20 protein-coding genes and 2 tRNA genes are annotated in these 20,860 nt (G+C 58.0%); 13 read left to right on the top strand and 9 right to left on the bottom strand.

Features of this window, described 5'->3' with window-relative positions:
- Positions 1–2: 2 nt before the first annotated feature.
- Complete coding sequence (locus ACR3EP_RS02625) at positions 3–590, top strand: TadE/TadG family type IV pilus assembly protein (RefSeq protein ID WP_170348246.1); 588 nt, start codon at positions 3–5, stop codon at positions 588–590.
- Here ACR3EP_RS02625 and ACR3EP_RS02620 read toward each other — a convergent pair.
- A complete protein-coding gene (locus ACR3EP_RS02620) occupies positions 553–1,044 on the bottom strand; it encodes a hypothetical protein (RefSeq protein WP_170393488.1) in 492 nt (163 codons plus the stop codon). The genes ACR3EP_RS02625 and ACR3EP_RS02620 overlap by 38 nt on opposite strands.
- 146 nt (positions 1,045–1,190) lie before the next feature.
- Between ACR3EP_RS02620 and ACR3EP_RS02615 the strand changes: the two genes are divergently transcribed.
- Positions 1,191–2,102 (top strand): pirin family protein, encoded by a 912-nt coding sequence (locus ACR3EP_RS02615; RefSeq protein WP_480636189.1) that lies wholly within the window; start codon positions 1,191–1,193, stop codon positions 2,100–2,102.
- Here ACR3EP_RS02615 and ACR3EP_RS02610 read toward each other — a convergent pair.
- Positions 2,099–2,686 (bottom strand): TetR/AcrR family transcriptional regulator, encoded by a 588-nt coding sequence (locus tag ACR3EP_RS02610; protein ID WP_170357779.1) that lies wholly within the window; start codon positions 2,684–2,686, stop codon positions 2,099–2,101. The two genes, ACR3EP_RS02615 and ACR3EP_RS02610, sit on opposite strands and share 4 nt — an antisense overlap.
- Positions 2,687–2,785: 99 nt before the next feature.
- Here ACR3EP_RS02610 and ACR3EP_RS02605 point away from each other — a divergent pair, with 99 nt between their 5' ends.
- The 6 genes from ACR3EP_RS02605 (at position 2,786) to ACR3EP_RS02580 (ending at position 7,609) form a co-directional block, all read left to right on the top strand.
- Complete coding sequence (locus ACR3EP_RS02605) at positions 2,786–3,034, top strand: hypothetical protein (protein WP_170348242.1); 249 nt, start codon at positions 2,786–2,788, stop codon at positions 3,032–3,034.
- Between the two features lie 127 nt (positions 3,035–3,161).
- Positions 3,162–4,448, top strand: a complete 1,287-nt coding sequence (locus ACR3EP_RS02600) for a homoserine dehydrogenase (protein WP_480636187.1) — start codon at positions 3,162–3,164, stop codon at positions 4,446–4,448.
- Between the two features lie 70 nt (positions 4,449–4,518).
- Positions 4,519–5,502, top strand: a complete 984-nt coding sequence (gene glpX, locus ACR3EP_RS02595; RefSeq protein ID WP_480636185.1) for a class II fructose-bisphosphatase — start codon at positions 4,519–4,521, stop codon at positions 5,500–5,502.
- Positions 5,503–5,595: 93 nt separating this feature from the next.
- Positions 5,596–7,338 (top strand): single-stranded-DNA-specific exonuclease RecJ, encoded by a 1,743-nt coding sequence (recJ, locus tag ACR3EP_RS02590; RefSeq protein WP_480636184.1) that lies wholly within the window; start codon positions 5,596–5,598, stop codon positions 7,336–7,338.
- 98 nt (positions 7,339–7,436) lie between these two features.
- Positions 7,437–7,511, top strand: a tRNA-Glu gene (locus ACR3EP_RS02585).
- A 23-nt stretch (positions 7,512–7,534) separates the two neighbouring features.
- A tRNA-Glu gene (locus tag ACR3EP_RS02580) sits at positions 7,535–7,609 on the top strand.
- Positions 7,610–7,618: 9 nt separating this feature from the next.
- On the opposite strand, the gene ACR3EP_RS02575 is transcribed toward ACR3EP_RS02580, so the two are convergent.
- Genes ACR3EP_RS02575 through ACR3EP_RS02545 form a run of 7 tightly spaced genes read right to left on the bottom strand, consistent with a single transcriptional unit; the run spans position 7,619 to position 15,005 of the window.
- Positions 7,619–9,460 (bottom strand): V-type ATP synthase subunit A, encoded by a 1,842-nt coding sequence (locus ACR3EP_RS02575; RefSeq protein WP_480636182.1) that lies wholly within the window; start codon positions 9,458–9,460, stop codon positions 7,619–7,621.
- Positions 9,457–10,149, bottom strand: a complete 693-nt coding sequence (locus ACR3EP_RS02570) for a hypothetical protein (RefSeq protein WP_480636181.1) — start codon at positions 10,147–10,149, stop codon at positions 9,457–9,459. Before ACR3EP_RS02570 ends, ACR3EP_RS02575 begins: the two co-directional genes overlap by 4 nt.
- 1 nt (position 10,150) lies before the next feature.
- Positions 10,151–10,828: a hypothetical protein gene (locus ACR3EP_RS02565; RefSeq protein ID WP_480636180.1), complete on the bottom strand. Its 678-nt coding sequence runs from the start codon at positions 10,826–10,828 to the stop codon at positions 10,151–10,153.
- Complete coding sequence (locus ACR3EP_RS02560) at positions 10,828–11,271, bottom strand: ATP synthase subunit C (protein ID WP_170348235.1); 444 nt, start codon at positions 11,269–11,271, stop codon at positions 10,828–10,830. The genes ACR3EP_RS02565 and ACR3EP_RS02560 overlap by 1 nt, the downstream gene beginning before the upstream one ends.
- Entirely contained in the window at positions 11,268–13,064 is a 1,797-nt protein-coding gene (locus ACR3EP_RS02555; protein WP_480636179.1) for a V-type ATP synthase subunit I, read from the bottom strand. The genes ACR3EP_RS02560 and ACR3EP_RS02555 overlap by 4 nt, the downstream gene beginning before the upstream one ends.
- Positions 13,061–13,666 carry a V-type ATP synthase subunit D gene (locus ACR3EP_RS02550; RefSeq protein ID WP_480636177.1) on the bottom strand — a complete coding sequence of 202 codons (606 nt, stop codon included), beginning with the start codon at positions 13,664–13,666 and terminating at the stop codon, positions 13,061–13,063. Before ACR3EP_RS02550 ends, ACR3EP_RS02555 begins: the two co-directional genes overlap by 4 nt.
- Entirely contained in the window at positions 13,644–15,005 is a 1,362-nt protein-coding gene (locus ACR3EP_RS02545; protein WP_480636175.1) for a V-type ATP synthase subunit B, read from the bottom strand. The genes ACR3EP_RS02550 and ACR3EP_RS02545 overlap by 23 nt, the downstream gene beginning before the upstream one ends.
- A 244-nt stretch (positions 15,006–15,249) precedes the next feature.
- On the opposite strand from ACR3EP_RS02545, the gene ACR3EP_RS02540 reads away from it, so the two are divergent.
- The 5 genes from ACR3EP_RS02540 to ACR3EP_RS02520 all read left to right on the top strand — a co-directional run bounded on the left by ACR3EP_RS02540 (position 15,250) and on the right by ACR3EP_RS02520 (position 20,854).
- Positions 15,250–16,989 (top strand): ABC transporter substrate-binding protein, encoded by a 1,740-nt coding sequence (locus ACR3EP_RS02540; protein WP_170348231.1) that lies wholly within the window; start codon positions 15,250–15,252, stop codon positions 16,987–16,989.
- An 83-nt stretch (positions 16,990–17,072) separates the two neighbouring features.
- A complete protein-coding gene (locus tag ACR3EP_RS02535) occupies positions 17,073–18,122 on the top strand; it encodes an ABC transporter ATP-binding protein (protein ID WP_170357763.1) in 1,050 nt (349 codons plus the stop codon).
- 1 nt (position 18,123) lies between these two features.
- Entirely contained in the window at positions 18,124–19,200 is a 1,077-nt protein-coding gene (locus tag ACR3EP_RS02530; protein WP_170374698.1) for an ABC transporter ATP-binding protein, read from the top strand.
- Positions 19,197–20,060, top strand: coding sequence for a carbohydrate ABC transporter permease (locus tag ACR3EP_RS02525; protein ID WP_170348228.1), 864 nt, complete (start codon positions 19,197–19,199; stop codon positions 20,058–20,060). The genes ACR3EP_RS02530 and ACR3EP_RS02525 overlap by 4 nt, the downstream gene beginning before the upstream one ends.
- Positions 20,057–20,854: a carbohydrate ABC transporter permease gene (locus ACR3EP_RS02520; protein WP_155139158.1), complete on the top strand. Its 798-nt coding sequence runs from the start codon at positions 20,057–20,059 to the stop codon at positions 20,852–20,854. Before ACR3EP_RS02525 ends, ACR3EP_RS02520 begins: the two co-directional genes overlap by 4 nt.
- Positions 20,855–20,860: the final 6 nt, after the last annotated feature.

The following is a 20,860-nucleotide window of genomic DNA, read 5'->3' as shown; positions in this document are numbered from 1 at the left end:
CAATGCGTTTTCTTACTAGAATCCGACAGTATCTGAGAAGCTCCGCACGGCGTGAGAGCGGGAGCCTCACCCTGGAGTCCCTGCTGTTATTCCCGATCTTCGTTATGACGATCTCACTGACCTACACGTTCTTTGACGGCTTTCGCCAAAGCACTTTGAACGTGAAAGCCGCGTATACGGTAAGCGATCTGCTCTCGCGGGAAAAAGACACTGTTACTGACACTTACATCGAGTCCATGCACACCCTTATGCAAAGGATGGTAAACAGCACCGCCGAGATGAGATTGCGTGTGTCATTCATCCGGTATTTCGAAAACGGTGGCGACGACTACTACGATGTGGAATGGTCAACAACCTGCGGATTTCCCGGGATATGGGACAACGGCAATATCGACAGATTGCGCGACCGACTTCCACCCATGGCCGACCTAGAGCCGATGATTATCGTAGAATCGTCAAACGATTATGAATGGACAGTCAAGCCCGCCTGGCTGGATACCGACTATCAATTCGAGAACTACATCTTCACGCGTCCGCGCTTCGAAAATCAGATTATTGGGGTTGTTTCTCAACAGGGCTGCCAGTCGTAACCAGAGCCTGCAGTATTTCGCACATAAACTTGGTTTCGGCGGCCGTTGTTACCCCGCCGACACCCACCCGGCGTCCCAATCGCCACCACAGGCCAGGCGCCCAGCTATTTTCGGCACTTTGCCGTGTCTTTAGAAGAAACCCGTTTGAGGGTTTGAACGCAAAGACACCCCGGTCAATGCTCTCGATATCTTCGACTTTGGCAATCAGCCGCCCTGCCCCGGTTCTGAGTTCGGTTTGCGTCAACTCGATCGCATCATCGGTCGCGAACCACATTCGGTAGGCCAACCAGAAAGACGCACCACCCACCACAAGCAGGAAAACCAGCCATATCGGTTCGGATGGATGTGACAACGCGACATACAGAACAAGCACACCGACACAGCCCAACATTCCGGTGCCCAGCCAACGTCTGGCGATTGAGGGCCTGATGGTGGCCAAAACCTCTTGATGCATGTGACTCCCCGATATTTTCGTCACGGTTTAACGGTTTTGTTCCGGGAAGGACAGAGGGGTAGATTTCCGCACAGCACCCGTTCTTTTCTGCTGATTGACCCGACCCGCGCTTATCATACATGCAAGCCAAAGCTATGGAGGTCACAATGTCCCTACGACCAGTTTTGGAAACCCGTAAATCCACACCAACGCTTGAGGGCGCGGGCGTAAAACTGCACCGCGCGTTCGGGTTTCAGGACCCGACTGAACTGGATCCCTTCTTGCTGTTTGACGACTTTCGCAATGAGAACCCGCAGGATTATCAAGCGGGTTTCCCATGGCACCCTCATCGTGGCATCGAAACGATCACCTATGTTCTGGCTGGCACGGTTGACCACTCGGACTCATTGGGCAACAGCGGGACATTGGGCGCCGGAGATGTGCAATGGATGACAGCCGGGTCTGGGATTTTGCATCAGGAAATGCCGACGGGTAACGCCGCTGGCCAAATGCATGGTTTCCAGTTGTGGGGCAACCTGCCCTCGGCACAGAAAATGACTGCGCCGCGCTATCAAGATGTGCAAAGCAAGGACATCCCGGAAATCACTGATGATGACGGAACAACTGTGCGTGTGATTGTAGGAGAGTTCTGGGGTAAAACCGGTCCGGTCGATGGGATCGCAGCCGACCCGCAATACCTGGACATTCAAATCCCCGCAGGGGTCAAGAAAACACTCCGGATAGATACCTATCGCCGTGCCTTCGCATATGTGTTTGAAGGTCAGGCTGCCTTTGCCGACGCGTCGCATCCTACTGGCGTCCTGCTGGAAAAAGAGGTTGCAGGGCAAGAAGTTAACATTCGGGACATGTCCGGTGATCGAACCCTTGTGCGCTTTGGCAGCGGCGATGAGATCACGGTGCAGGCCGGGGCTGAAGGCGTGCGGTTCCTTTTGATCTCAGGTGCTCCGATTGCCGAACCTGTAGCTTGGCATGGGCCAATTGTCATGAATACTCAGTCTGAATTGGAACGGGCCTTTCGCGAATTACGTAATGGCACGTTCATTCGACCGGCACACTAGATCGAGACCGATCTACGCACCATGTCCCAATAGACCTGCTCAACTTCGTCCAGCGACAAGCGTCCACCTGCGCGATACCAAGTCATCACCCCGTTCAGCATGGCAATGACGGCGAGAGTGGCGATCTTGGTATCCGCGATATCGAACACCCCGCCCTGCTGCCCGCTGCGCAAGATGGTCTCTAGCGCGTTTTCATAGCTGCGGCGCAAGGCCTCGATTTCCGAGAAGTTTTCCGGTGTCAGGTTGCGCAATTCCATATAGGCAATGAACACCTCATCTGGGCGCTCTAGGTGAAAGCGGATATGAAACCCTACGAACTGGCGCAACGCCTCGGACGCATCGGCAGGATGGTCAAGGTCGTCATAAGCCAAAAGCAGCTCTTGCATGTGTTCGTGCATCAGACGGTATAGCAGGCTTTGTTTATCCGGCGTGTAGTTATACAGAGCCCCTGCCTGCACCCCGACCTCGGACGCGATCTGGCGCATCGAGACGGCCGCATAGCCGTGACGGGCGAACAAACCCAGCGCCGCCTTGCGGATGCGTGGGCCGGTAATATCGGAATGTGATCCTTGCGTACGTGCCATTCCCACACAGTATCTGAACGTTTGTTCAGATAGAACCCCGCTTGAACCAAGTCACTAAAAGGTGCATCACAGTTTCAGTTGATGTTGAAAGAGTTCTGCATGAAACCCCTGCCTTTGCTGATACTGATGCTCGCATGTGCCGGATGCACCGATATTCCAGAATTGGAAGGGCGCGAGTTGCCGGAGCTGGAGTCGGCACGCTATCCTAAGCTTATCCCGCTGCAGGAAAAACTGGGCCCCGCCGTTGATCCGGTGAACGAGGCCGCCGTGGTCGAAGAAGACTTGATTGCGCGGCGTGAGGAACTTGAGAAAAAGTCAGAAGAACTCCAGAACGCGGAAATCAACTAAGCCCCTAGGATTAAGCCCCATCCGGGACCGGTACGCATTGCACCCTAGCTCTGAACCCGCTAAGGCAGCGCTGAACGGGCAAAAGGCCCGAAACCACGGAAATTTCGAGCGGAAAGGAACCCACGGGATGACACAGGCGCTGCGGCTGGGAATTGCGGGCTTGGGAACGGTTGGCGTGGGTGTCGTAAAGATCATCCGCCGCCACGCAGACTTGCTGCAGGTTCGCACGGGCCGATCTGTCGAGATCGTTGCCGTTTCGGCGCGCGATGCGAATAAGGATCGCGGTGTGAACCTGTCGGACTACGCCTGGGAAACCGATCCCGTGGCGTTGGCGAAGCGCAATGACATCGATGTGTATGTCGAACTGATCGGCGGCGAAAACGGCCCGGCCAAAGCCTCGGTCGAGGCGGCGCTGGCCACTGGCAAGGACGTGGTGACCGCCAATAAGGCACTGCTGGCGATCCACGGTCAGGACCTAGCCGAAAAGGCCGAAGCAGCCGGTAGTGTCATCCGGTTCGAGGCCGCCGTTGCAGGCGGTATCCCGGTGATCAAGTCGCTGACCGAAGGGCTGGCCGGAAATGAGATCACCCGCGTCATGGGCGTGATGAACGGAACCTGCAATTATATCCTGACCCGCATGCAATCGCAGGAGCTGGGCTATAACGCGCTGTTCGAAGAATGCGCGCAGCTTGGGTACCTTGAGGCCGATCCGAACCTGGACGTTGGCGGCATCGACGCGGCGCATAAGCTGGCGTTGTTGTCTTCGATCGCCTTTGGCACCAAGCCGAACTTCGATGGAATCCAGATCGAAGGCATTCAGCAGATCACCCTGGAAGACATTCATCAGGCCGCCGATATGGGCTATCGCATCAAACTGCTGGGCGTCGCGCAACGCTCGGCTCGTGGTTTGGAACAGCGTATGCAGCCGTGCCTTGTGCCCAGCAGCTCACCCTTGGGGCAGTTGGAAGGCGGCACAAACATGGTGGTGATCGAGGGCGACGCGGTCGAGCAAGTCGTGCTGCGCGGCCCCGGTGCTGGCGAAGGCCCTACGGCAAGCGCAGTGATGGGCGATGTCTGCGATCTGGCACGCGGGCTGCAAATCCCGACCTTTGGTCGCCCCGCAACCTCGTTGCAAGATGCCAAGCCAGCGGTGACCGGACTGCCCGCCCCCTATTATCTGCGGCTTGCCCTGTTCGATAAACCTGGTGCGCTGGCCAAAGTGGCGGCTATTCTGGGCGATGCAGGTGTTTCAATCGACCGGATGCGCCAATACGGGCACACGGAAAGCACCGCTCCGGTTCTGATCGTCACCCACAAAACCACGCGCGCCACGCTGGACGTTGCCCTGAACGGGCTGCGGGACACCGATGTGGTGGCGGATGAGCCAGTTGCATTGCGCATCGAAGAGGTTTGACCCTTGCGGCCTGCCCAAGACGCAGGCTATGCCGAAGAAAACGCCGATACTGACCTGAGGATAGTGAAAAATGAGTGCTGCCAAGATTGATTTCAACGACCGACTGTTGTCTCTGGGCCTTGCGCGGGTCGCAGAACAGGCCGCACTGGCGTCCGCCTCTCTGGTTGGGCGTGGCGACGAAAAAGCCGCCGATCAGGCAGCAGTAAACGCCATGCGCGAACAGCTGAACCTGCTGGATATCGCGGGTGTGGTTGTTATCGGCGAAGGTGAACGCGACGAAGCGCCGATGCTGTATATCGGCGAAGAAGTCGGCACCGGAAACGGACCTGGTGTGGATATCGCGCTGGACCCGCTGGAAGGCACCACCTTGACCGCCAAGGACATGCCAAATGCGCTGACCGTGATCGCCATGGGCCCGCGCGGCTCGATGTTGCATGCGCCGGACGTTTACATGGACAAGCTGGCCATTGGTCCGGGATTTCCCGAAGGTGTGGTCAATCTGGACATGTCGCCCCGCGAACGGGTCGAAGCACTGGCCAAGGCCAAGGGTTGTGAGCCTACCGATATCACCGTCTGCATTCTGGAGCGTCCCCGTCACGAAGCGATGATCGCTGAAGTCCGTGAAACCGGCGCCTCGATCCGCCTGATCACCGATGGTGACGTGGCCGGTGTCATGCACTGTGCCGAAAGCGAAGAGACCGGCATCGACATGTATATGGGTTCGGGTGGCGCGCCCGAAGGCGTTCTGGCTGCAGCTGCGCTTAAATGCATGGGCGGGCAGATCTTTGGCCGCCTGTTGTTCCGCAACGATGACGAACGCGGCCGCGCTGCTAAGGCAGGCATCACCGATCTGGACCGCGTTTATTCCCGCGACGAAATGGTCACCGCCGACGTGATTTTTGCTGCCACCGGTGTCACCGGCGGTTCGTTGTTGCCGCGCATCAAGCGCGAACCCGGCTGGGTCGAAACCACCACGCTGCTGATGCGGTCGAAAACCGGCTCGGTCCGCCGCATGTCGTATCGCACGCCGATGTGGCCCCACGACAAAGCGTGATGGCTTGCGCCATTGCCTTCGGCGAGAGTATTTGGAAAAAGATGAAGAGGCCGGATCCGAGAGGGTCCGGCCTTGGCGCATAAGAGGCACACCATGAGTTATCTTGGGGTTGAGCAGTCACTATCCGGGCGACGTTGGGTCGGCCCAGTGCCCGACGTTGAGCGGGCCGCGGAAATGCTGATCCAACAGGCCGGTCTGCCCCGCGCGGTGTGTCAGGTTCTGGCGCGACGCGGCATCTCTGCTATGGAGGCGTCCGGGTTTCTGGAACCCAAACTGAAAGAACTGCTGCCTGACCCGCGCGACATGAAGGATATGGAAAAAGCCGCAACGCGATTCCTGTTAGCGGTCACGAACAATCAGCGGATCGCAGTGTTCGCGGACTATGACGTAGATGGCGCCAGTTCTGCGGCTTTGCTGCTGGTTTGGCTGCGGCAGATGGGCCTGCAGGCTACTTTGTACGTGCCCGACCGAATTGACGAGGGCTATGGCCCCAACGTGCCCGCGATGCAGGAACTGGCCGCCACGCATGACCTTATCATCTGCGTCGATTGCGGCACACTGAGTCACGAACCGATTGCAGCCGCCAAGGGCGCGGATGTGATCGTGTTGGATCACCACTTGGGCGGCGAAACTCTACCCGATTGTGCCGCCGTGGTGAACCCGAACCGGCAGGATGAAAGCGGCGATCTGGGCTTTCTCTGCGCCGCCGGTGTCGTGTTTCTGATGCTGGTCGAAGCCGGACGTCAACTGCGTGAGGCAGGTGTAAAGGGGCCTGACTTGATTGGTCTGCTGGATCTCGTGGCGCTGGCGACCGTGGCTGATGTGGCCCCGCTGATCGGGGCAAACCGGGCGCTTGTGCGACAAGGCCTGAAGGTTATGGCCCAACGGCAAAGGCCCGGTCTTGTGGCGCTGTCGGATGTGGCGCGCATGGACTCGGCGCCTAACAGCTATCACCTGGGGTTTCTGCTGGGTCCGCGCGTGAACGCGGGCGGGCGCATTGGTCAGGCGGACCTGGGCGCGCGGTTGCTTAGCACAGAATCGATGCATGAGGCGCAGGCGCTCTCGCAACGCTTGGATGAATTGAACACCGAGCGTCGTGACATCGAAAACGCCGTACGTGCCGCAGCGTTAGAGCAGGCCGAGGAACGTGGTCTGGATGCGCCGCTGGTTTGGGCTGCGGGTGAAGGCTGGCACCCCGGTGTGGTCGGCATCGTGGCCTCACGCCTGAAGGAGAACGCCAACCGCCCCGCGATTGTCATCGGTTTCGACGGGGATGAGGGCAAAGGCTCGGGCCGTTCGATCTCGGGCGTTGATCTGGGTGCGTCGATCCAGAGGCTTGCCGCCGAAGGGTTGCTGGTCAAAGGCGGCGGTCACAAGATGGCGGCGGGTCTGACCGTGATGCGCGACCAGTTGGAACCTGCCATGGCGCGGCTCAGCGAATTGCTGGCCAAGCAAGGCGCGGGTGACGACGGTCCGGCCGATTTGAAACTGGATGGCACCCTGATGCCTGGCGCAGCCACTATTGATCTGATCGAACAGATCGAAAAGGCAGGTCCGTTCGGGGCCAGCGCCCCTGCCCCGCGATATGCGCTGCCCGACCTGCAGGTGCGTTTTGCCAAACGCGTTGGTGAATCCCATCTGAAACTGTCCCTGTCCGACGGTGTTGGCGGCGGTCTGGACGCCATTGCCTTTGGGGCCTTTGACGGTCCGATGGGCGAAAAGCTGTCAAATCACGGCGGCGCGCGCTTTCATTTCGCCGGACGGCTGGAAGTGAACACGTGGGGTGGACGCCAAAGTGTGCAACTTCGGCTGGAAGACGCAGCAGAGGCCATTTAAGCCCGATTTCAGGCCTTGGAAAAAACTTTCACGTCCTTGCATTTTTCGGCTTGCGGGGGTCCGGGCGAAACCGTAAAAGGCCCTCCACAAGCCAGCGTGGCCCGTTCGTCTATCGGTTAGGACGCCAGGTTTTCAACCTGGAAAGAGGGGTTCGATTCCCCTACGGGCTACCACTTGTGCTTGCGCCATACCAAATGGCCCGTTCGTCTATCGGTTAGGACGCCAGGTTTTCAACCTGGAAAGAGGGGTTCGATTCCCCTACGGGCTACCACTTCCCTATTTAGACACCAAACTTCTCGCGGCACAGATTTTGTATCTGCCCCCAGATCGACTTGAATTCCGGTGTGTTTTCCGCCGCATAGTGAAAGTTCTTCATCAATCCTGTGAGCTGCGTAAACACCTGCCGAACCTCGGCCTTGTCAGCGAACTCCGTAGTTGATTGGGTCACGTCGTAGACCAGCTTGAAGGTCATTTTCTGACGTTCCAGCGGCACCGTCGCGTCCACTTTGTCAAACGCGTCCTGCTGCAGATAAACCATATCCACAAACAGCGCTTTTTGCTGGGTTACGAAATCTTGGATCGTGACGCCCTCTTCCCCCGTCACCTGCATCATCTGATCGACCTGTTCGCCTTTTTCGATCAGGGCCAGCAAATCCCGGACCTTGCCGGTCCAACCCGGTTCGGCGTTTTTGTCGTACCAGTCGGACAATTGATCCGTATAGCGCGACCAACTGAGCATCGGATCGACCGCAGGATAAAACCGCTTGTAGGCGCGTTCCGAAGACAGGCCGAGGAAACATTTCACTGTGGACAGGGTCGATTGCGTGACCGGCTCGTCAAAGTTGCCGCCGGCGGGGGAGACGGTTCCGATCAAGGTAAGGCTGCCCAAATCGCCGTCATTGGTTTTCATTGCTCCGGCACGCTCATACAGTCCCTTGATCGAGCTTTCCAGATAGGCAGGAAAACCCTCTTCGCCCGGGATTTCTTCAAGTTTTCCGGATGTTTCGCGCATCGCTTGCGCCCAGCGGCTGGTACTGTCGGCAATCAGCAACACGTCATAGCCCATCTGTCGATAGTATTCGCCCAGCGTAATACCGGTGAAGATCGAGGCCTCGCGCGCGGCAACCGGCATGGACGACGTGTTGCAGATGATGATCGTACGATCCATCAGACTGCCACCCGTGGTTGGGTCGGTCATCTTGGGAAACTCATGGATCGTCTCAACCACTTCACCCGCACGTTCGCCACAGGCTACGACAATGACGATATCCACCTTGGCATTGCGCGCGATCAGGTTTTGCAGAACGGTTTTGCCCGCCCCAAACGGCCCAGGAATACAGGCCGTCCCCCCGCGTGCGATGGGAAAGAACGTGTCGATCAGGCGCTGAGAGGTCAGGACCGGTTCGGTCGGATACAACCGCTCGGACAGCGGGCGTTTCAGAATGCTTTCCGATAAAGGCCGCCGCACTGGCCATTTCTGGCATAAGGTCAGCGTGTGTTCGCCGCCTTGCTCATCTTCCAGACGGGCCACTATGTCGTGGATCGTGGCCGCGCCTTTTTGTACCCAGATGACCTTGTAATCACCCATCCAGTTAAACGGCAGCATGATCTTGTGGGTGAAATGTCCCTCGGGGACCGTTCCGATGCTGTCACCGGCCGTCACCGTATCCCCGACCTTGATCGAAGGGCTGAACGACCATTTTGCCTGATCGTCCAGCGGAGCGACATCAGCCCCGCGGGGCAGGAAGGTGCCAAAATCAGCCGCTACTTTGGGCAAAGGCGATTGCAACCCGTCGAACACCTGCCCCAACAAACCCGGCCCCAGCTCGACCGACAGCAATTGGCCAGATTGTTCGACCGGGTCACCCACGGCAACCCCGTCAGTGCTTTCATAGACCTGCACATCCGCCGTATCACCACGCACCCGCAGCACCTCGGCCTTCAGGCGTTCCTGCCGCCCACCCGGCCCGGGGCGTGTTGGCAGAATAAAGACCACTTCGTTCTTGACCAACTGCCCGGGCTGGCCCGAGGCGTCATGGTTAGCCTGAATCTGCACCAACCCCTCTTGCACCGAGACGACACGGGCGGTGGCGGTCTGTTTGGCAGAGGTTGGGGCGGTCATGCGTTTGCTCCGTCAAAATCGATATCGGCGACATTAGCCATGGCCTGCTGGGCCAGATGCTCAAATCTTTTGGCCGCCTCCTGCGCGTTGCTTTGCGCCCAGCGGTCGAAAATGTTCCAGATCAGCACGTAGATCACCACTGCTTCGAAATCGAAATAATGGCGGGCAGCGTGGCGTTTCAGTTGCTTGTGGCTGACCGACAAGAGCAGCCGCTCCAAGCCCAAAGGATCTGCGGCGTCCAATAGTTGCTGGGCCTCCTTGATCCAAGGCATCGGACCTTCCAATCGAAAGCTCGGGTCGTTCCAATTGGCAGGGATATGGCGGGCCCAACGCCCCATACCGAACGATCCGGCAGGTGGGCTGACCCCCTGTTTGCGCAGGCGCAGCGCGGCCACTACAGTACGCAAGTCCATCCGCTCAATAAGCATCTTGCGCAAGGTGGGCTGCGAGATATCGTGCAACGCCTCGTTGCAGCGCCCAATGGCCTGCGCGTCGGTTACCCCGATGTCGTAGTCGCCCCAGTTCAAAGCATGCTCCAACACCTTCAAAACGCGCGCATCCTCGGGTGTCAGCGCCGTTAAACGTCGATCCAGCCGCAACCGCGACAAGGGCGGCTGTTTGGCGACAAACAACCGCTCCGACCCCGGTAAGCTGCTGATCAGCGCGATATAGGCGTCAGGGTTTGGCATTCTAACGGATCACCCCCTCCAGAACGGCCCGGAAACGCGGCTGTAGATGCTCCATCAGCAACGAGGCCACCGCTTTATCCGTCAGATCCAAAGCCACGCCTTGATCGTCCGCCCGCACCCGTATGCCACCCTCGGCATCATCCGAGGCGTGCAATTCGACCTGCTCGCGCAGCATTTCAGCGGTCAGGCCCAGTACGTATTTGGTGAGCTTGCCAGATTGGATATCGTCGGCATTCTGTTTGATATCCTCTTGCGTGGCGATCTTGGCGGGCAAAATGACTTCTACCTTTCCGTCCAGATTGGCGCCTTCTGCCGCACGGCCCACAACTTCGAGTATCATCTGCTTCAGCAGGTCTGGATCAGCCATTTCCTTGGTGACCAGACGTTCGACATCTTCGCGGAAGTGGTCCGTCAGCCCGGCTTTCATGGTCAGCACCGCATCCCGCATGGCGGTGTTCAGCGCCTCTTCGCCCGCTGCGCGGTAGTTGTCAGAATCCGTGCGGGCCTTCTTTTGATACGCGTCCGCCTCGCGTTTGGCGTCGGCCAGTATCTTCGCCGCTTCGGCCTTGGCATCGGCGCGCAGTTTATCTGCATCCGCCTGGCCAGCGGCCACCCCATCGTTGCGCAACTTGTCGATCAGCGCGTCAACACCGTGAGAGATCATGCCATCCTGTGCCATCAGCTTATCCCCGCGCTGATGACCAAGGCAAAGACGAAGGCGAAAACGCCAAAGCCTTCGATAATCGCGGCCGGTGCCAACGACAGCCCGAAGATTTCCGGCTTTTCCTTGGTTGCATTGATCGCTGCTGCACAGGCCCGGCCCTGCCAGATACCGCAATACATCAAGGCGATGCCCGACAAGATGCCGATCCCGAACAACCCGCCCGCATTTTCAGGCGTCACCTCACGGTTCAGGGTGAACATGATGACGATGCCATAGATCACCATGGTCGACGGAAAGGCTGAAACGCCGACGAACCGGCCATAGCCCCCCTCGGTCTCGGTCATGGCACCGATGCTGGCCATACCAGCAATGGAGCAGCCAATGGCGCTTGCCGCCGCCCCCAGTGCCATCGGTGCGTAAATCCCCAGCCAACCCAATGTAAGAACAAGCTCATTCATTCCTGAACCTCCTTGCGGGCAAACGGGCGAAAGACGATGCCTTCATCCGGCAAACCCCATTTAAAGAATTCGATGTAATTAAGACGCAGCCCGTGGACGACGCCGCTCATCATCGCGAGGGCGAAGTTCAGGGCGTGACCGACGATCAGGATCAGCAGAGCGAACAGGATCCCGGGTCCCTTCAGCGCGTGCATCACTGACACCGCCAGATCGTTGAATGTGATCGCCAGCGAGGCCGAGGCCAAGCCCAGCGCGAACAGGCGCATATAACTGAGGACGTCACCAAACGCCCCCATCGCTCCGGCAAGGGCTTGGATGCCGCCAATCAGACGCCATAACCAATCGATTGGCTTGTTGATCTGGCGATCGCTGGAAAACCAAAGGATCGCCAGAACACCCGCGCTAAGGATCACCGCACCGGGTGTTGCAGAGTTTCCCTTCATATAGCTGAGCCACAAAATAAATCCGCCAATCAGCGCAGCGATCCAGCCCAGATTGGCAATCGCCTTGCGCTGACCCCAGGCGGCGTGGGCGGCCAGTGCATTGGCCAGCACCAAATGCAGAACTCCCACAACGATCGAGACCATCATCATGGCACCAAAGTTGTTCAGATCGAGCAGTTTCACCTTGGCGAGGATCGACCCTTCCGGCGGTGACACACCGAAATAACTGCCCACCAGAAAGCCATAAACAATCGTCGCGCCCGAAATAATCAGCCCATACCGACGCCATGATTTCTGCCCTGCAGTTCCGTCCATTCGTTTCCAAAACAGCAGCAAGCCCAGCAGTATGATCGCGCCGTACCCTGCATCAGCCACAATCATTGCAAAGAAGAACGCGAAGGACACGGCGACGATGACGCTTGGGTCCCAATCTTTGTAACCTGGCACTTGATAAAACAGCGCCAAATCTACGGCAGCGTTACGTTTTTCCGGCTGCTCCAACAGCGTGGGTGGCGAGTCTTCGGGGCCTGGGTCCTCGATCAGAATCGCGGCTTCCTTACCCTTCGCCATGTCCAACACGGCATCAACGCGATCTTCTGGCACCCAGCCCTGAAGGGCAAACATCGCCTCTTCGTCGCGCACTTTCTGCGTCGCATGGGCAAGCTCTGCCGCGCTCTCAGCCACCGAGAGGTTACGCCGCATCAGCGTCAAGTAGCGGGTCTGGGCGACCCGTTCGGCCTCAAGCGCTTCGATGGCAATTTCCGCCTCTTCCAACTGGGCCTCAAGCTCATGAATGGGCAGTGACCCCGTATGGGTGCGCGGTACTGGCAGAATGTCGTCGGCGGGCTCATCCGACGAGATCAGGACCGCATAGATAAACCGATGATCCTGCTCCAGAATCGCCCAGGGCAGCGTCAGGTCATTCAAAGCATCTCGACGCTTTAACGGCAGTTGGTAGAACCATAGCCGGTTGCCCGCCAGAACGTCATCGGGCGGAAAATCCAGATCGCCCCACGGCCGCACCTTCGCAATGCGATCGGCCAGAAAATCCCGCCTGTCGGTCATGTCGCGGCTGCGCTGCATCAGGTCGCGCACATCCTTGACGAACTGATCCATATTAAAGTCCGTGTCGCGCTGAATTTGGCGGCGTGGCTCAGGTACATCTGTCAGGAATCGCAACGCCTTATAGGCATCTCTTGCACCGCGCGCGCTGATCTTTTCCGGCTCAGATGGTGGCGGGGCCAGTGGCAATACATGCATGCACCCCAGTTCCTGCAAAGCCTCAAGCGTTTCGGTTTTCTGCGCTGCTCGTCCTACCAGCGAGAGCTTTTTGAGGCGGGCGATACTCATGACGCCGCCTCTTGCGCATGTTTACGCTTGGAGATTTTCGAGCGGACGACGGCCTGCATCTGCTCGTCACTCAGGTAGATGCGGATCTTCTTAATATTGGCCTTGGCGCGCGGGATCAGAACCTTTTCGAACAGGTTCACCCGCTGCGTGATCGTGGCAACGGCCTTGTCGAAAATCCTGACCCGCTCTTCGGCCACTTTGACCCGCAAGCGCGCCTCGATCATGTCATGCAGCAACTGCGCCGCGGCATCCACCCAATGAGGTTTTGCCAACAGCGAATAGGGGCGCACAGCAACCTCGATCCGCTCCAGATCAGGCATTTTGACGCCCACCACGTTGACCTCTTTGATCCTGTAGTCTTTCAGTTCCACCAGCCCGTCCAGATCGATGCTTTGCTGTGCCAGCATTGGCAGCTTTGCCCCCACCTGCTGGGCCAGCTCTTGCACCTCATCCTCTAGCCGCCTCACCTCCTCACGGGCTTTCACACGTTCCGCCATCAATTGCTGGCGCTTGAGGTCCAGTGACGGCAGGAACCGCTCATAGCTTTTCAGCTGCGTCTGCTCGCGGGCGAGCGACGATTTATTCAGCTGCAACCGCGCCATCGGCATCCTTTGGGAAATATTTGTCGACCAGAGATTGCTTCATCAGCAATTGTTCTGGGGCAAAACACTCAGCCAGGGTTTTCCAGCCCAGATCAAGCGCATCCTCCAGCGGGATCGAGACGTTGATATCCATGAAACGCTTACGGAACAGCGCGCCAAACTTCAGCAGTTGGTGATCGTAATCCGACAGGTCAAACGCCATCGCCTGCTTCTGCGCGGCGTCCCGGCTTTCCGAATAAAACCGGATCATCGTGTTCATAATCTGCCCGTGGTCTTCGCGGGTCGTCTTACCAACTACGTTCTGCTTGAGGCGCGACAGGCTGCCGAACGGGTCTATCACACCCGAATGCAGGTAAATCTGGCCTTCGGTGATATAGCCCGTGTTGTCCGGCACCGGATGGGTCACGTCATTGCCTGGCATTGTCGTCACGGTCAACACGGTGACCGACCCGCCCTTGGCGTAATCACACGCCTTTTCGTACCGGCGCGCCAACTGCGAATATAGGTCACCCATATATCCGCGCTGCGATGGAACGCGTTCCTGACTGATCCCCACTTCTTTCATCGCATCGGCGAAAGCGGTCATGTCAGTCATCAGAACCAGCACGCGCTTGCCCTCTTCCACCGCAAATTTCTCGGCCACGGCCAATGCCATATCCGGCACCAATAAGCGTTCGACTAGAGGGTCCATCGCCTGATTGACGAACATCACGGTGCGCGAGAACACGCCCGCATCCTCAAAGGAGGTGCGGAACGTGTAATAGTCATCAAAGATCAATCCCAGCCCGCCGAACACCACGATATCGGCATCCGCCTGAATACCGATTCGGCTGAGAAAGGCGTTGAACGGCTCACCTGAGACCGAGAAAATCGGGATTTTCTGGCTTTCGACAAGCGTGTTGAACACGTCGATCATCGGCACATCCGTGCGGATCATCTTGTTGGGAACCGCACGCTCGGCCGGGTTTACGGTGGGACCACCGATGTCGATGCGCGGCTCGGCAGCCAGGTCGGGTCCGCCGTCGATCGCCACCCCCGCCCCGTCGAACACGCGCCCCAAAATGTTGGCCGAATAGGGCGTCTGCATTGGGTGGCCAAGAAAGGTCGCCGTCGCCTCGGTGGATATGCCCTTGGTGCCCGAGAACACCTGCAACGTCACCACGTCCCGATCAATTAAGATCGCCTGAGCTAGAGTTTTGCGGCCATCCACCGTCTCGATCACCGCCAGATCGTTGAAGCGAACGGCTGGGTCGCGCGCGCCATCAATCGGCACCCGAACCTTGATCGTGTCACCGACAATTTCCAGAACACGCGTGTACTTCAACAGGCTTCGGGACATCACTTACCCCCATGCGTCAAAGAGATTTTCAGTAAATTCGCCACGGTGGTCAGTGGCATTTTTTGTAATTGTAAGGACAGCTTACAACGAATTCAGAAATTGGCAACCGAGGATAAATCAACCCTTCGAAACCGGCTGAATTATCATTTACTAAAAATTTAGTTTGACAGGTGCGCAGAAAATCGCTGATGCTGTCGGTCATCCGGTTAGCACCGGACAACCATAATTTTTTGGGAGGAGACAGATGCGGAGACATCTACTTTCCGCAGTGGCGGCGGCTGCCGTCATTGCGGGGCACGGTCCCGTTTGGGCCGACGAAGCCGCAGCACAACGTTGGATCGACGACGAATTCCAGCCATCGACCTTGTCGAAAGACGAACAGATGTCGGAAATGCAGTGGTTCATCGAAGCTGCACAGCCTTACGCTGGCATGGAAATCAACGTCCTGTCCGAAGGCATCCCGACACATTCTTACGAATCCGAGGTCCTGACCAAGGCGTTCGAGGAAATCACTGGCATCAAGGTCAACCACCAGATCCTCGGTGAAGGCGAAGTGGTTCAGGCGGTTCAAACCCAGCTGCAGACCGGCCGGAATCTGTATGACGGCTATGTCAACGACAGTGACCTGATCGGCACCCACTCGCGCCTGCAACTGGCCTATCCGCTGACCGACATGATGGCTGGCGATTGGGCGGCGACAACTTCGCCGACGCTGGATCTGGATGACTTCATGGGCATTCAGTTCACCACCGGTCCGGACGGCAAGCTGTACCAGCTGCCTGACCAGCAGTTCGCGAACCTTTACTGGTTCCGCAAGGACTGGTTCGACGACGAAGCCAACAAAGCCGCGTTCAAAGAAAAGTACGGCTATGACCTGGGTGTTCCGGTCAACTGGTCGGCTTACGAAGACATTGCCGAATTTTTCACCAATGACGTGAAGGAAGTCGACGGAGTGGCGATCTATGGCCACATGGACTACGGCAAGCGCGCACCTGACCTTGGTTGGCGTATGACCGATGCGTGGCTGTCAATGGCCGGTGCCGGCGACGTTGGCGAGCCGAACGGCATTCCGGTTGATGAGTGGGGCATCCGCATGGAAGCGGGCACCTGTAACCCTGTCGGTGCATCCGTGTCCCGCGGCGGCGCTGCAAACGGTCCCGCTGCGGTCTATGCGATCCGCAAATGGGATGAGTGGCTGCGTGCCTATGCGCCTCCGGGTGCGGCGTCCTATGACTTCTACCAGTCGCTACCAGCGCTTAGCCAAGGCAACGTCGCCCAGCAGATCTTCTGGTACACCGCCTTTACTGCCGACATGGTGAAGCCGAAATCCGAAGGTAACAACACCGTGGATGACGAGGGCACGCCGCTGTGGCGGATGGCACCCAGCCCGCACGGCCCCTACTGGGAAGAAGGCCAGAAGGTTGGTTATCAGGACGTGGGGTCTTGGACCTTCCTGAAATCGACCCCTGCGGATCGTGCTCAGGCGGCTTGGCTCTATGCTCAGTTCGTGACCTCCAAGACTGTCGATGTGAAGAAGTCCCACGTGGGTCTGACCTTCATCCGCGACAGCTCGGTCAATCACGAGTCCTTCACCGAGCGCGCACCCAAGCTGGGTGGTCTGGTCGAGTTCTATCGCTCGCCTGACCGTGTGGCATGGTCGCCCACCGGCATCAACGTGCCGGACTATCCGAAGCTGGCCCAGATCTGGTGGCAGCAGATCGGTGACGTGAACTCGGGTGCGTTTACCCCGCAAGAGGCGATGGACCGTCTGGCTGAAGAGATGGACATCACCATGGCCCGTATGCAGGCTGCGGACGAAAGCGCCGGTGTCTACGGTGGTTGTGGTCCACGCCTGAACGACCCGCAGGATCCTGCCTTCTGGCTGGAAAAAGAGGGTTCGCCAAAGGCCAAGCTTGAGAACGAAAAACCGCAAGGCCAGACAGTCAACTATGACGAACTGGTTCAGCGCTGGCAGGCTCAGTAGACCATTGAAACCCGGGGGTGCCGGTTCAGGCATCCCCACCCCAAAGACCAGTGCGATGCACTGAAGGACCGGAACTCACGGACATGATTGAACTTCAAGATGCCACGAAACGCGTTGGCAACGTCATCCATATCAAACCCACCAACCTGACACTGCAAACGGGCCATTTCAACGTGCTGTTAGGCGCGACGGGCTCGGGCAAGACCTCTCTGATCAAGATGATGGCCGGGCTGGACCCGATCGCCTCGGGCAAGGTTCTGATGGATGGGCAGGATGTGACACGGCTGAACACGCAAAAGCGTCAGATCAGCTTGGTACACCAGTTCTTCGTGAACTACCCGCATATGAGTGTTTTCGACAATATCGCCTCGCCCCTGCGCGTGGCTGGTATGGCGCAATCCGAGATCGAGGGCCGCGTGGAAGAGGCCGCCGATCTGCTGCAATTGCGCCCGATGCTTAACCGTCGCCCGCATGAGCTGTCGGGCGGGCAACAACAACGTACCGCGCTGGCCCGTGCCATCGCGAAAGAAAGCCGCGCCGTGTTCCTGGATGAACCGTTGGCGAACCTTGACTACAAATTGCGCGAAGAGCTGCGCGAACAATTACCAGACCTGTTTGCAGGTCGCGGTGCCGTCGTGGTCTATGCCACCTCGGAACCAGAAGAGGCCCTGCTGTTAGGTGGGTACACCGCTCTGATGGAAGACGGCCACGTTACTCAGTTCGGCCCAACCGCTGATATCTATCGCAATCCCGAAAACATCGCCGCTGCGAGGGTGTTCTCGGACCCGCCAATCAATGTAGCTCGAGTCTCGGTCACTGGCGCTCAGGCGCAACTGGCGGGCGGGGGCGGCTGGACCGTTACGGATATGGCTGATGGAGAATACATGGTCGCTGTGCGTCCGCACCGAGTAACCCCGGTCCGCACCTCGGACGCAGATGTGGAACTGACCGGTCGTGTAATCGTCACCGAACTGTCCGGTTCCGATTCCAGCGCGCATTTCCAACATGGGGATGAAGCGTGGGTCTCGCTGGCTGCCGGTGTGCATCCCTATCAGGTCGGTGAGGATCACAGCTTTTATATGAACCCGGCCCATTGCCGGTATTTCGGCCAAGACGGCAAAAGGGTGGCCTGACATGGCACAGATCAAACTTTCAAACCTACGACACAGCTATATGCCAACGCCAAAAGGCCCGGAAGATTACGCGCTGAAGGAAATCGATGTGACCTGGCGCGATGGTGGGGCCTACGCGCTGCTCGGCCCGTCGGGCTGCGGCAAGTCCACTCTGCTGAACATCATCTCGGGTCTGTTGACGCCGTCCGAGGGGCAGATTCTGTTCGATGACCGCGACGTCACCACCCTGCCCCCCGATCAACGCAACATTGCGCAGGTGTTCCAGTTCCCGGTGATCTACGACACGATGACGGTGGGCGAAAACCTTGCCTTCCCCCTGAAAAACCGGGGCGTCGATGCCACAACGATCAAACGTCGGGTCGATGAGATTGCCGAGATGCTGGATGTGACGGATATGCTGAACACCCGTGCATCGGGTCTGAGCCCGGATAACAAGCAGAAAATCTCGATGGGGCGCGGTCTTGTGCGCGATGATGTAAACGCGGTGATGTTTGACGAACCCCTTACGGTGATCGACCCGCATCTGAAATGGAAACTTCGGTCAAAGCTGAAAGAACTGCACCAGCGCGTGCAAGCCACGATGATCTATGTGACCCACGACCAGACCGAGGCGCTGACTTTCGCGGACGAAGTCGTCGTAATGCAGGAAGGCGAAGTGGTTCAGATCGGCACTCCAGTCGAACTGTTTGAACGCCCCCAGCACACATTTGTCGGACACTTTATAGGTTCACCCGGTATGAATGTCCTGCCCTGCGAGGCCAAAGGCGACCGCGCCGTGTTCGAAGGCCACGAGGTGATGCTGGAAGGTCCCACCCTTGGTGACGGAGGCCGTACACACCTGGGAATCCGCCCTGAGTATGTGGGTTTTGGGGACACCGGTATCCCGGCGCATGTGACCAAAGTGGCCGATATCGGCCGCCACTTTGTTGTCAGTGCGATGGTCGGCAACACGGCCCTTAAGGCTGTGACCGAACACAGTGTACCCGAGCCCGGATCACAAGTCTTTCTGCAATTCAAACCTGAACAATCCCGCGTCTATCGCGACGGCTGGATCGCAACCGAGGAGCGGGTGCAATGAGAACCGAAAACCAAAAGGCATGGTTCTTTGTCTTGCCCGTTCTGGCGCTGGTCGCGTTCAACGCGCTGGTGCCGATGATGACCGTGGTCAACTACTCGGTGCAGGAAACCTTCGGCAACAACCAGTTCTTCTGGGAAGGTCTTGGTTGGTTTGAACAAATCCTGCGATCTGACCGATTCCAGGCCGCACTGGGGCGGCAGTTTCTGTTCACCTTCCTGATCCTGATCATCGAGGTCCCGCTGGGTATCATCGTGGCCCTGTCGATGCCACGCAAAGGGTTCTGGGTGCCGGTTTGTCTGGTGCTTATGGCGCTACCGATGCTGATCCCGTGGAATGTGGTCGGCTCGATGTGGAATATCTTCACCCTGCCCCAGATCGGCCTGCTGGGTTACTTTCTGAATGACGTTTTGGGCATCAATTATGACATGACCCAACAGCCAATCTCGGCTTGGATCACTGTCGTCGTCATGGATGTCTGGCACTGGACCTCGCTGGTGGTCTTGCTGTGCTATGCGGGGCTCGTGTCGATCCCTGATGCGTACTACCAAGCAGCCAAGATCGACGGTGCCACCCCGTGGTCGGTGTTCCGCTATATCCAGTTGCCCAAGATGAAAACGGTTCTGACCATCGCAGTCTTGTTGCGATTCATGGATAGTTTCAACATCTACACCGAGCCATTCGTTCTGACCGGCGGCGGCCCCGGCAACTCGACCACCTTGCTTTCGATCGACCTTGTGAAGATCGCGCTGGGGCAATTTGACCTTGGTCCTGCGGCCGCGATGAGCCTGATCTATTTCGCCATCACGCTGCTTGTGTCGTGGCTATTCTACACTCTGATGACAAAGGATGACGCAGAATGAAAAAGCGTTCCATCATCCCGATCCTCTATATCGCATTCCTGATGCTGCCGATCTATTGGCTGGTGGCGATGTCCTTCAAGACCACGAATGAAATCCTGTCGGGCTTTTCCCTGTTTCCCCAGACCTTTACGTTGGAAAATTACATCACCATCTTCACTGATCCAACATGGTATTGGGGCTACATCAACTCGATCACCTATGTGACTCTGAACACGGTGCTTTCTGTCTGCGTGGCTTTGCCTGCCGCCTATGCGTTCTCGCGCTATCGGTTTCTGGGTGACAAACAGCTGTTCTTCTGGCTGCTGACCAACCGTATGGCCCCAGCGGCGGTCTTCGCCCTGCCGTTTTTCCAGCTTTATTCGTCGATCCACCTGTTCGACACGTATCTGGCCGTGGCGTTGGCGCATACGCTGTTCAACGTGCCGCTTGCGGTGTGGATTTTGGAAGGCTTCATGCGTGGCATCCCGAAGGAACTGGATGAGACGGCTTATGTCGATGGCTATTCCTTCCCGCGTTTCTTCGTGACCATCTTCCTGCCCAATATCAAAGCGGGCGTGGGCGTCGCGGCGTTCTTTTGCTTCATGTTCTCATGGGTTGAGATGCTGCTGGCCAAAACCCTGACCGCGGTCGAGGCCAAACCTATCGCAGCCGTAATGACCCGCACCGCTTCCAGCGCGGGGTATGAGTTGGGCCTCCTGGCCGCCGCCGGAACGCTCACCATCATCCCCGGCGCCATCGTCATCTGGTTTGTCCGCAACTACATCGCGCGTGGTTTCGCGATGGGTCGTGTATGAGGTTCG

The organism is Ruegeria sp. BB10 (assembly GCF_056535725.1).
The sequence above is the reverse complement of the archived record's forward strand: the minus strand, read 5'-3'. Positions and strand labels throughout refer to the sequence as shown.